The 12,503-nt window shown below is 34.0% G+C and carries 12 protein-coding genes; 2 read left to right on the plus strand and 10 right to left on the minus strand.

Features of this window, described 5'->3' with window-relative positions:
- Positions 1 to 166: 166 nt before the first annotated feature.
- Positions 167 to 1,813 carry a DUF2075 domain-containing protein gene (locus tag BAA9072_RS18350; RefSeq protein WP_201716140.1) on the plus strand — a complete coding sequence of 549 codons (1,647 nt, stop codon included), beginning with the start codon at positions 167 to 169 and terminating at the stop codon, positions 1,811 to 1,813.
- Positions 1,810 to 2,112 (plus strand): nucleotide pyrophosphohydrolase, encoded by a 303-nt coding sequence (locus BAA9072_RS18355; protein ID WP_201716141.1) that lies wholly within the window; start codon positions 1,810 to 1,812, stop codon positions 2,110 to 2,112. The genes BAA9072_RS18350 and BAA9072_RS18355 overlap by 4 nt, the downstream gene beginning before the upstream one ends.
- A gap of 101 nt (positions 2,113 to 2,213) precedes the next feature.
- Here BAA9072_RS18355 and BAA9072_RS18360 read toward each other — a convergent pair whose 3' ends face one another.
- From BAA9072_RS18360 to BAA9072_RS18405, 10 genes are all read right to left on the minus strand, one after another.
- Entirely contained in the window at positions 2,214 to 3,716 is a 1,503-nt protein-coding gene (locus BAA9072_RS18360; RefSeq protein ID WP_201716142.1) for a recombinase family protein, read from the minus strand.
- Positions 3,716 to 3,889 (minus strand): hypothetical protein, encoded by a 174-nt coding sequence (locus BAA9072_RS18365; protein WP_201716143.1) that lies wholly within the window; start codon positions 3,887 to 3,889, stop codon positions 3,716 to 3,718. Before BAA9072_RS18365 ends, BAA9072_RS18360 begins: the two co-directional genes overlap by 1 nt.
- A gap of 306 nt (positions 3,890 to 4,195) precedes the next feature.
- A complete protein-coding gene (locus tag BAA9072_RS18370) occupies positions 4,196 to 4,447 on the minus strand; it encodes a recombinase family protein (protein ID WP_201716144.1) in 252 nt (83 codons plus the stop codon).
- A gap of 128 nt (positions 4,448 to 4,575) precedes the next feature.
- The gene (locus tag BAA9072_RS18375; RefSeq protein ID WP_201716145.1) at positions 4,576 to 4,764 is read right to left on the minus strand and encodes a hypothetical protein; all 189 of its coding nucleotides are present in this window, start codon (positions 4,762 to 4,764) and stop codon (positions 4,576 to 4,578) included.
- 236 nt (positions 4,765 to 5,000) lie between these two features.
- Positions 5,001 to 6,557, minus strand: a complete 1,557-nt coding sequence (locus BAA9072_RS18380) for a recombinase family protein (protein WP_201716146.1) — start codon at positions 6,555 to 6,557, stop codon at positions 5,001 to 5,003.
- Positions 6,558 to 6,559: 2 nt separating this feature from the next.
- Positions 6,560 to 7,930, minus strand: coding sequence for a recombinase family protein (locus BAA9072_RS18385; protein WP_201716147.1), 1,371 nt, complete (start codon positions 7,928 to 7,930; stop codon positions 6,560 to 6,562).
- Positions 7,931 to 7,933: 3 nt separating this feature from the next.
- Positions 7,934 to 8,113, minus strand: coding sequence for a hypothetical protein (locus BAA9072_RS18390; protein WP_201716148.1), 180 nt, complete (start codon positions 8,111 to 8,113; stop codon positions 7,934 to 7,936).
- A gap of 55 nt (positions 8,114 to 8,168) precedes the next feature.
- Positions 8,169 to 8,333, minus strand: coding sequence for a hypothetical protein (locus tag BAA9072_RS18395; protein WP_201716149.1), 165 nt, complete (start codon positions 8,331 to 8,333; stop codon positions 8,169 to 8,171).
- Positions 8,334 to 8,578: 245 nt separating this feature from the next.
- Positions 8,579 to 9,016 carry a recombinase family protein gene (locus tag BAA9072_RS18400; RefSeq protein ID WP_201716150.1) on the minus strand — a complete coding sequence of 146 codons (438 nt, stop codon included), beginning with the start codon at positions 9,014 to 9,016 and terminating at the stop codon, positions 8,579 to 8,581.
- A gap of 279 nt (positions 9,017 to 9,295) precedes the next feature.
- Positions 9,296 to 12,058: a UvrD-helicase domain-containing protein gene (locus tag BAA9072_RS18405; protein WP_201716151.1), complete on the minus strand. Its 2,763-nt coding sequence runs from the start codon at positions 12,056 to 12,058 to the stop codon at positions 9,296 to 9,298.
- Between the last annotated feature and the right edge of the window lie 445 nt (positions 12,059 to 12,503).

A 12,503-nucleotide genomic window follows, 5' to 3' on the forward strand; every position in this document is an offset into this window, starting at 1 on the left:
TTTTACCCTAACTAACAAATATATCCAACGTTTAAACTTTTTAGTAATTAGTCCCTAGAGTGTTTTCTCTAGTTTGCTAGATGAACTGTTCAAATCCATATATTTCTAATTTATAGACATAATTTATGATACTATTATCTTAAAAAGAAACAATGAGGCTACAAATATGAATGAATTAGTATTTGAAAACAGAGATTTTACACAGACTTCAGACTATACCGTTAAGCAGATTCATCTAAATAATTATCCTATCGTCTATATTCTTTATAACGAGAAAAAAAGGCCGTCAGCTTATATTGGACAAACCGTTCAGGCTACAAGAAGGTTAAAGAACCATTTAGAGGATAAAAGGCGAAGGAATTTGAACCGGTCTATTTTGATTGGACACGAGAAGTTTAATCAGTCTGCTACGTATAATATCGAGTCAAACTTGATTAATTATTTTATTGCCGATAACCACTTTCAACTTCAAAATGTAAGTCAGACTAGTTCTCGGGAGACGCACAATTATTTTGAGAAATCATTCTATAATGAAGAGCTTTTTCAAGCAATTTGGGAGAAGCTTCGTGAAGAGAAAATTGTGAGTGATACCCTTGAAAATCTTAGAAACAAAGATATTTATAAACTATCACCTTATAAGGAATTGTCACCTCTTCAGCTGGATATTAAAAATGAAATTCTTGATTTCTGTAAGGAACATATCAAGTTAGAAGGCAACCATGTGATTACAGTTGAAGGAGATGCTGGGACAGGTAAAAGTGTCCTCTTAAGCTCTTTGTTTAATACTCTTCAGGATTTATCTAAGGATAGCAGCTCTCTTCTACAAGGAACCGATAATTACATGCTAGTGAATAATGGCGAGATGCTGAAGACGTATAAAAATATTGCTAACAGCTTGCCGAATATTAAGAAAAAAAATCTAATGAAGCCAACACCATTCATTAATGAGAAAACGAAGTCAAGAACTTCAGCAGATATTGTTCTTATTGATGAAGCCCATCTTCTTTTAACAAAGGAAGATTCTTATAATAATTTCAACTATAAAAATCAATTGGATGAAATCATAAAACGAAGTAAAATTACTATCGTTATTTTTGATCCTAAACAAGTTCTGAAAATTAAAAGCTATTGGAACAACAGTTTGCTCGAGGAAATTACAAAACACTATTCCGCTAAAACCGTAAAGTTAACAGACCAAATGAGGATGAACGCCAGTCCTGAAACAATAAATTGGATTGATCACTTTGTCTCCAAAGAAGTACTTCCACTTCCAGTAGAAACAGACTCTTCATTTGAGCTTAAGTTTTTCAAAGATGCTGAGTCGTTTAAAGCAGCTATAGAAAGGAAGAATAACGAAATTGGACTATCGCGTATTGTCTCAACCTTTGACTACTTACATAAGAAAGATAAGAAATCGTATATTGTAGATGAAAAAGGAATAAACATGCCCTGGAATAACACAATGAATAATGTAGCATGGGCTGAGAATCCGGAATCGATTAGAGAAGTAGGCTCTATCTATACTGTGCAAGGCTTTGATCTTAACTATGTCGGTGTAGTTCTTGGCCCTTCCGTTAGCTATAATGAAGAGGAAGACAGGCTAGTTATTGACCCCTCTAGATATAAAGATACAGGGGCATTCGCTTCACGCTCTGACTTATCACCAGAGAAGAACCAAGAAATTAAGGAAGAAATCATCCTCAATTCCATTAACGTTTTAATGAAAAGAGGAATTCACGGTTTATACATTTATGCTACGGACCCTCCATTAAGAAAACATCTACTACATTTAGATAGGAGCAGAAAAGCTTGAGCGACATTCAACAATTAATCAATAAAATAAACAAATTCCGAGACGAGCGTAACTGGAGACAATATCACAACCCCAAAGACCTTGCTATCTCTATATCTATTGAAGCAGCCGAACTACTTGAAGACTTTCAATGGATCAGTAGCGAGGAAGCAATAGAAACTAATATAGAAAACATCCGTGAAGAAATCGCGGATGTCTTAATCTACTCATTGATGTTGTGTTCTGACCTTGATTTGGACATTAAAGAGATTGTAGAGGAGAAACTCTTAAAGAATGGAAGGAAGTATCCTATTAATTAAAATAAGATACTTACGCTTCCACATTTATTTATATTATTGGATAACAGGATCATACGTTTCCTAACTTGATAGTGAAGAAAGAATGATAGTATAAATTATAGCTAACTAACAGGCTTAACCAAATCATTAACCTCTTCTAAATCAAAGTGATAAATAACATCTTTTATACGACGATCTTTTGTCTTTTCTCCTTTAGTTACGTGAATTTCTTTAATAACAGAATGAAAAAACAACTTCTTTTCATCATCAGAGAGTGTATGATAAAAATCCTCAAAGTTTTTAATAGCACTTTCTATAATATCCATTATAGATTCATTTCGTTTCAACTCTACTTGCTTTGCAATGTTAGCAAGAACGTTGTTTATTTTGTTTATTTCATCTTGCTTTGTTGCTAAATGGGACTTTATCATATCGACATCTAAATTCAGAGCTGTGTCACTAGAGTATTCTATAATATTTAAAATCTCACTTTCTAACCTTCCTATCTGTTTTTTTAGTTTACTAGCTTCTTTCTCCAATGGATTTAATTCATAGCCTAATATTGACTGTGTAACTGAGTAAACAGTTGAGGGAGAAACTTTTCCTTTAAGCTGATGTAGGAAATCCTTAAGTACAACCCCCTCAGCATACTCCTTTTTAATGAGGTTAGAAGAACAGACACTACTACCACTGTTTTTATTTTTATTGCATTGATAATACTTGTATTTTCGACTGCTGTTCCCTTGAACCATAGATCCCCCGCATTGAGGACATTTAAGTATTCCGCTAAGGGGATAGGAGCCTGGATGTATCTTTCGAGGCGTACAGCTTCTTGCTTGCATTACCTTTCTAGTTTCATCCCACAATGGCTTTTCAATGATTGGAGTATGTTTACCTCTAGTTAATTTACCCCGCCATTTAGTATTACCTATATACTGCTGATTCTGTAGCACAGTTTTAATAGCATTACTTGTCCAATCATTATTATTTTTAGTCTTTATACCTTGGATATTAAGGTTAGCAGCAATTTTCTTTAACCCCCACTTTTCAGAAGCACACTTTTCAAATATATATCTGACAACTTTAGCTTCATCTGGAAGTATTGATAATTTTTTATTTATCACTTCATATCCGAAGACTTTTCCACCTAAAAATTCTCCATCTTCAGCTCTTTTTTCCATTCCGGAATTCGTCCGAAATGAGATGAATTCCCTTTCCAATTCAGCAACCAATGACAAAACATGAACAAGAATCTTTGCCGTGGGATCCTCTGTATTTATACTGTCGGCTATTGATATGATATGTTTATCAACTGCATTAAGCTGTTTCATAAAATACAATGTATCTAACGAATCACGGGACAATCTGTCTTGCTTGTAGACGATTATGTAATCTATTTCTTCATATTCATCTAAAACTCGGCTATACATTTCAATAAAACCGTTTCTACCTTTGAATGAACTACCTGACTTTAAATCATCAACGTAAACGTCAACTAGTTCAATATCATTCTGCATGCAATACTTAATAATCTCATCTTCTTGCTTTTCCAAGGACGTGTTCCCAAAGTCCTTTTCCGGCCTTGGGCTTCTCCGTTTATATCCTACCGCTCTTTTCTTCTTCATTATGATTCCTCACTTTCTTTTTTAAGCTGCTTCTCTATGTGGCTCGAATACTTTATTATTAAATCCGCGAAGTTGTGTAAAAAGTCTGAAGCCTTAACCTTCTCCAAATCTTTTTCACTCGTTAAAACTGATCTATAATGCTGGTTGTAATCAACTGGTATGTTTCTCTTCATATACAACACCTCTTTAAATTTTTATTCGCTAGAAATCTTCAGCAAAAATTCATGGCTGAATTAGGGGTCATTTAGACAAAAAAGCACCGCTAACAATATCTGAAGAAAAGAAATAGATTTTCTTCAAATACATCGTTAGCGGTGCTTCCGCATAGTTAATATTTAAGTTTTAATTAACTTGTTTCTATGTGTCTTTATTTTTATACACACCTCATAATAATCCCTGTTATTACTTATCAGCTAATACAATAAGTTTTACATTGTGATTTCTTAGGAGTGCTTGGAAATAAAGTACTTCCTTTACATCTAACTAATTCTGCTCAAGCAGCTAATAAGAACCGTTTTAATCTTCCTAACCTCTATTAAATGTATAAGCTTTCGCAAGCCAGCTAGTTCTCGCACAGGGGTGTTTCCTGATGCATGAGTATCTGCAATAATGCTAAATGATATGGAATTGTTATTAGCATACTTTTTCCCCATTAACCTTTGTAATTCTAAGGATTCCTTAGCGGTATTAGCTGAGCGAATATATAAGACACTCTCTACTTCGTTATTCATTGTGAGTTCATCCTTTCAGTAATCTACTGTTTTATCTGTGGAACCCGAAACCCTCAGATTAGAGGATCATCAACTGCAGGTTGAAGTGAGTTGGAATTTTGTTCATATATTATTATCTTCAAGCCTCCCTAGAATTTTTTTAAATACTCTTCCATAATTAGACCACGAACCCTTGGGAGGTTTTGATAATCATACTTGGTTTCCAGAAGGGGTTTAACCCTAGCATGATGAATTTGTACAAGTTGTTCCTTAGTTGCTACCCTTATATATCCAACTGCTGGTTTACGTTTTCTTGGTTCTGATAAAGAATTATACATTTGAATACCTCTTTACACCTTATGATAATTGGGGCTTGTTCTAATGGCGAACATAAGCGATAAATTTTTTAAAAGATTATTCAATACCGTTTAAAATTTCGGTTTTTTGACCATAAAGTAAATAACAAGTTCGATTTTACAACCGGAAAAGTATCCTTTTGTGGTTACTTCACCGATAGACCCTCTCCAAAATCCATTGATATCAATGGATTTTGGAGATAGGACATTTTAGTTTATTACTTTAATTTCAGGTCTTTCGGTTTTTCAGGCAGTTGCTTTAATAACTCTTCGGTTATTTGACCAGTGCTAGTTTCGATCTCAACGAAAGGGTTTAGCCTATAATTTATAGAGAGTGTGAAATCATTATCTCTACTATAAGATAACTGGATTTCATCAATGAAAGTTAAGCACAATACCCTTAATTCATTATTTGATAATGAGGATATATCTGCTTGTTTGAAATGAGAATATACCTCAAGCAATGCCATGTCATTGTTTAGTAAATCAATCTTTTCGATTGCCTGGTTAATTTTACGCTTTTCTTCATTTATTAAATTTTTAGAGCTCTTGAAGATAGTTGCAATGTATTCTTGCTTTTCTTGTTGGCCAAGCATTCGTTCATTAAAGAGAATTCGCTCTTCCGTTTGTTCTACTGATTTTTTCCATGCTTTTAATGTTTTCATCCAATCTGTTAGGGCAGACTTGCTTTCGTCTATCATTTGGTGCAGATTTGATGTCCATTTCTTTGATAAATCAGATTTAACTTCTTCATGAATGTCATCGGCGCTAATATTCATTTTGCAATTTTGGCATCGATACACTCGATATTTCCCGCTTTTGCCTTTAGGTGAATTGTCTTTTGTCCTGAACGCTGTGTTACATTGGCTGCAATATAAGAGGTTCCTAAGTAAAAATGGTGTCTCTAGTTTGCCGTATCTTTTCTTATAGCTTTTAACTTGTGTAACAACAGAAAACATGACAGGAGATATGATAGGATCATGTACATCTTTGAATGCTTCTAAATCTCCATTATTTCCTTTATTCAAGGGTGATTGGATTTGCTTAACAGACCAACTAAGGTGACCTGCATATACAATATTCTTTAGGATGTAATCGATAGTACTGCTATGCCATTGGCTTATATGCTTTGTTTTAACATTCTCAGCATTTAATACATCTGCAATTTTCCCATTCGAATAGCCCCAAGATGCCATGTCAAATATCTTAGTAACAATTGGGGAATCAGCGTTTGGTATTAATAGACCTTCGACTAAATCATATCCAACCGGTGTTCTTGTACCTGGGCGGATTGGTTTGTCAGAATCATTATTTGCGATAATGCTGAGTTGTGCATCTTTTGCTCGCTTAGATTTTATATTGGATTCTTCAGCAGCAAAAACCAACTTTGCTTGGACTAAAGGATCGTTTGGATCCCATTCACCACTAGATGATTCAGAGCTATAGAATTTTATCTTTGGAAATTGTTCCTTAAGAGGAAGGTAAATTTCACGCTGAAAGTCATAAATTTTGCGTGTTAAACGAGACTCATCATAGAAGAATATTGCATCAACTTCTTTTGCATCTTCGAGTAGTAACTGCATATTCTTTCGTTTAGATGCTCTCTTACGAAATCCACTTACAGCTTCATCAAATCTCCATCTAATGATTTCATAACCTTCTTGTTTCGCCTTCTCAGTAATCATTTTCTTTTGAATTTCTTCAGAATGATTTTCTTTTTGCTTATTGTCTGAATTTCTCAAGTAACCTACAGCTGGTATAAGGTTTTTCACCACTTTTATCTAACTCCTTTCTCTTTGACTAAAGAGTAAAGATCTACTTCAAAATAATCCTGATGAACCTTAACGCCCTTAATAAGGAGCTCTATTAAAACTTCTTTTTCGGTTTTTGTTAAACTTCCAAGAGCAGGTTGTACAATTTGAGAAATCGTTTTTAATTCATTATTCAATGATTGTAATAACGTGATTTCATGATCTATCTCATCAATTTCAGCATGTGTTCTTTGAATTTCCAACTTCAACTTCTCGTGCTTGGAGTTAAAATCACTAGCTAAAGACAACATGGATTTGTTAAGTAGATGTTCATAATGTTGTTTACGATGAAGCAGATTATCTTTTATTCCACGAAGGTGCATCTTGAAAATAGATTCATACTCTTTTAAAACAAATAATTCTGTTTCTTTCATGATTGTTTCTTCAATAATCTTATTGAACTCATCTACTTCGACAACCACTTTCTTATGACGGGAACTACATACAAAGTAAGAAGGTTTGTCCAGGAACTTTTTGAATGCCATTTTTTTATTGCAAACTCCACAAATGGGGTTGAGTAACACCTTGTCTTTTGCTCGTGAAACTGTTTCATGGTATTCCTCAATAAAATGATTAAGGACAGTCTGGACTTTTTCAAACAGCTTCAGTGGAATAAGTGCTTCTACATGGTTGAGTTCATCATAGCCATAATCAGTGAGACAATACGCAGAGTAGAAAGGCCTTTGTAAAATTTTCATTACGGTTGCATGTCCACTAAGCTTTTTTCCGTACTTAGCTAAGACATTAACAAACTCTTCTTTTGTGTTAACCTGACTAAACTCTTCAAATAGCGATTTAATAACAATACTTCGATCATTATCCAACAAGAATCGTACTTTTGTACGACCATTCTCTAGTGGTTCTTTAATGCGTTTGAAACCAATGACTTCCCCTGGATATCTTTTAATAGCATCATGGGTACGTCTTCCGATGTTCTTACCTTCCTGCTGACTGAATATTCCGTAGAAATTCTCAATGCTGGAATTTTTGTTGAAGGGAGCTTCATTTGAAGCAGTATATACGACTTCTACACCATAAACATTAACAAGTTCATTGAACTCAGAGGCTTCATAAAAGTTCCGTTGAACTCTGTCACGAGCATAAACAATAAGTAAGGCAACTCTGCCTTCTCTTATTAATTGTTGCAATTTCTTATAGGCAGGACGATTGTTTGCATCGTTTTTTGTTGCAGAAACACTAAAATCTTCGAGAAAGATCACATCATCCTCATTTATGTTTCTCGTCTTTAAAAACTTTTTTGCGGCATCTTTTTGTTCGCGTAAATTCTGCGAGCTTGAACTAACTCGCAAGTAGACGACAACCAGTTTTCTCTGCAAAAATTATTTACCTCCTTTGTATCTGAATCTTTGATCAGCTGAGTGAAGAAGCTTTGCCTTAACAGAGCAATCAATGTCTAATTCATTGATTAACAGTTTTGTAACTAGCTTTTGCACCCACACAGCAGATTCTGCTGAAAGATCTTGTGAGTAAGTAATCTTCGTGATCCTTGATTTTGACATGTGTACATCTCCTCCAAGTATTTGATATATCCATACTTGACAGGAGGTGTAAGGTTTATACTTCCTTTTCTTTTAGATTGCCTTTCGAGTCCGGTTCCATTAAGTCCAGCTTTAATTGAAAAGCCACCTGTGACTGTGCATCTTTATTGATGACTCTCGGAATAATAACCTTCTTTGGGCGTGATTGTGGGAAATCATATTTCTCAAAAGCCTTATTCACTATTCTTCCTCCTTGTGATATTCATAGAAAGATAGGCTACTGTTTCGAGAACAAGAAAAGGACCGGATATCTCGTGTAGAACTTAATCTCCATAGGAAATTAAGATACACAAGATAATCCGGTCCTTCCGAAATCTATCTTTGTATTTTTTTGCTTTTAAGCATGAATATTTTTTTTCGTCACCTGTAATTTTATTTTTAGAGAATAATGCTTACTAATTATTTCATACAGTAACGTTAATACTTTTAATTTCTACTTGCACTGTATTTTTTACCTGCTTTTATTCGATTAGACAACATAATACCTTCATACTTTATCATCAATGCCTTAAAGCCTTCTGAAAACATATCTCCAAGTGTATCTTCATCTGTTGCTGTAAAAATCACCTTAACTTTATGTTTATCAATTAAATTGACTAATTGCAGATAGATATCCAAACTGGTTACCAACCGCTTACGATTATAAACGACTAAAGTACCAATTTTATCATTTTTAATTAAGTCAATCAGTTTTAATAGGTCGACTGGCTTGGAGAACCCCGAAACTCCTTCGTCCACAAAGTAGAACAAACCTTCTGGCTCAATGCCTTTCAGATGTGGACTAGCAGCCTCAATTTGCAAAACAAAATTTTGCTTTTTTGAACTAGTTCTAGCATAAACGGCAGTTGCTTTACACTTTTCCATTTATTATTCCCTCCAATTTTTTGTAGTATAACGAATACTGCTAATACGTGTGCTTATTTACAGTCCATTACAATCCTCCTCTGTATGTAACAAAAAAAGCACGCAAGGAGACACAGCTACCAATCCGGATAGATTGATAAACTATGTAACCTAGCGTGCTTCGCTTATAGTTACTTTTTATTTGTTGAATTGACCTTATCATATACCAGGTACAGTAGGATAGCAAATAGAAGTACAAAAAGTTTTTGTGATTTTTTTAGCTTCTTCCATCTATTAACCTTAACTTTTAAAAACCCTACCATCTCTAATACTATAAGAACATACTACTTGATTAAATTCATCTACCACTCTAACCTTTACACCATCTGCTTTCTGAACCCAAGGCTCAGCTAGTAATTTATCTTCACTGAAATTCTGCGAGTTCACGACCTTTCTCCATGAATATGTGGAGGAATCGTAATTATACAATATGTTTTTTAAAATCTCTTTTACATGTAAGGTTCCATATGTCCTTCCATCATTAGAAACTACTATACTATACTTTGTTGCTTTTTTGTGTGGTGGATTTAGAGTATTAATATCTAAGTAGTGTAGTGTTTGACCATTTCTAATATTATTTAAGAACGGAGATTCCTTTTTCGTTTCGGTTACTATTATTAATTTCTCCTTGGCTCTAGTTAATGCTACATAAAAAAGCCTCTGTTCTTCTTCGTAGACTTTTGAAGGTGTAGAGCCTAACACTTCAAAAAATACATTTCTTGGATGCAAAAGGGGAAAGCTTCTCTCTATTGCATCTAATACAATGATAGTATCCTCTTCTTTTCCTTTAAATGTATGAACGGTATTTATGGATACGATTAACTCTCTTTTATCTTCAGGAAATTCCTTACGAATAGCTTCAATGAATTTATCTTGGAAATTTCCATACCCTTTTTCATGAAGGTTATAATATGGTATCCCATTTTTCCTTCTCGTAAGTAGCGCCACCCGATTTCCCTTTTCCAGAACACTATTAATCATTCTTATTAACGCTGGAGTAATTAAGTCTCCTTGATAAAAAGATCTCTCATATTCAGAAGGGTTGAATTGGTCTAAATGGGTAATAAATACTTCCCCTTCTGTCTCTCTATATGGTTTCGAAGGTTTACCCCTTCCTTCCATTAATTGGTTTCCAACTTCTACTATTTTCTGATAGGATCGATAGTTAGTTGCTAAATGTAGACGTGTAGATTTATTAATTAATGTTGGAAACTCTTCAAAATATGTAAGGTCTGACCCAGCAAATCCATTAATGGCTTGCCAATCATCACCTACACAAAACAGGTTTAAATTATTATTATTACCCATCACCGAGGAAACTAACTCATTGAATAAAAAAGAAAAGTCCTGAAACTCATCTATAAATAAATATTTTATATGTCGAAGACTACCAGACCCTTTCTTTCTTCGCCACTGAACTTCACCTCTTTTTACCAATTCAATTGCACGATACAACAAACCGTCAAAATCCTCTTCGTTATTCTGCACCAGGTAATCTAAATAACTTTCGTAGATTCTCCAAATTACTCTTAAGAAATCAAGTTCTAAGTTACTTAATTGATATTTTCTCTCTACTACCAAATCTGCAACATCTTTGGGAATTAACATCTTCTTTCTGCATCTACTAATAAAAGAGCTACAAACCATACTAAATTCATCAACAGATCTATTCTTAATACGCTCCCATATCTCATCGTCTGAAAGCTTCTTCATATTAGGAAAGTGCTTTTTTAAAGTAGGAGTTAATATGTTTTGAGTTTCTTCAGTGCTATAACAATTTTTCGGATATAGGTCAATAAAAGCATAATCTTTCCTACTACTCCAATAATCTATTTTTTGAAATAGTTCCCTATCGTAGTCAGGATCCCCAAACAAACCGAAGTACTCAATAACAATTCCTTTTATATAGTGGTTTCTTAACTCGATAGTAAAATCAGGTCTATAATTTAATCCATTCCAAGAGAAATTTTTTTCATAATAGTATTGTATATCATGCTCAAACAAATAGTCAGCAATCCTTTTTTCTCCCATTGACTTATAGTATTTACCGTCCAATCCAATATAAGGTAAGGAACGGCGGTACTTTAACATATCCTCTTTATTAAGGTTGTGACCTTTTTTGATGATACGATCCCAATCTTCTCTAAAGTAGTTCATCATTAGCTTTTTAATTTCATCAGCATACTTGGGGTTATGTATATATGAATCTATTACACTTTGAACGGAGGAACTCTTTTCTAGTTTATCTAATTCATCATAAACTAAGTTCTCTTCTGGATGAACCATTGCGTATGCCAAAGCATGAAAGGTCATAGCTTGAGGAGACTCATCCTTTAGCACCTTTTCTAACCTTTCATTCACTTCCATTGCTGCCTCTTTATTAAATGCTAGAATTAGTATTTCTGAAGGGTCTATTTTGCAATGTTTAATTAAAAATACTGTCTTATTGATAATTGTTCTAGTTTTTCCACTACCCGCTCGTGCTACAACTTGTACATTATCCCATACATTGGCTATACACTCTGCCTGCTCAGTGTCTGGAATCTCTAAGTTATTGTTTTGAAACCAGTCCAAAACAAATTGAGTTAGAACTTTATTAAAATCTTCTTTGGTTAAGTTCTCTCTCAAATTATCACGCCAATATTCTCTAGCTTGCAAGTAACGTTCTTGTATAATAATATTTAGTTCTTTTATCTTTTGTTCCTTCTCTTGATGAAGGATACGTTGCTTTTCTTCCTCTTCTTTTTCTTTAGCTCTTTGTCGCTTTTGACCTTCCTGGTATATGAGGTAATTTAATTCACTTGCATTTAATGTTTTATAATACTGTAGAAAAACCTCATAATCTTCCTCACTGTTAAGCAAGAATTTGGGCTCAACATGAAGAAAAGTAATCTGTAACTTACAATCAACGCATTCGTATAAAAATTTAGTTAACTTAGTAGATTTCGAGATAAAATAGGCTGATCCACAAACACTGCACTTATTAAGAATGATTTTATGCATATAAATCGGTCCTTTAACCCAATATTTCCTTCTATTACCATATTCGCATAAAACTTTCGCATTTGCATCTATCAATAGAAAAATATCAAGGATTTAGAAGTCTTGATTGTGGAAGACCATTTTCTATTGAATAGTATGGTTGTACTATGCACTAGCATAAAAACCACTCCGAACAAAAATACTAGGGACTAGACATCTAAATGCCAACCATGAGTTATTGTCCACAAAGCCTCTTTAATACCTAAAAAAATAAAACGCTATCAGTCAGCAAATCGACTAATCAGAGAAAAAATATACGCAGTGTTCCTTGATTTTCTGCTGACCTCATGTCTAACTCCCGTCTCCTCATTCACCCAACGATCATAGTAAGAAAAAACAAACAAAAAATCCTTTTTTGATATAGCCCTTTGCTTAGATAAATTGCAGGATGGTGTATGTTCAGTAG

The organism is Rossellomorea arthrocnemi, assembly GCF_904424705.1.
Classification (GTDB): domain Bacteria; phylum Bacillota; class Bacilli; order Bacillales; family Bacillaceae_B; genus Rossellomorea; species Rossellomorea arthrocnemi.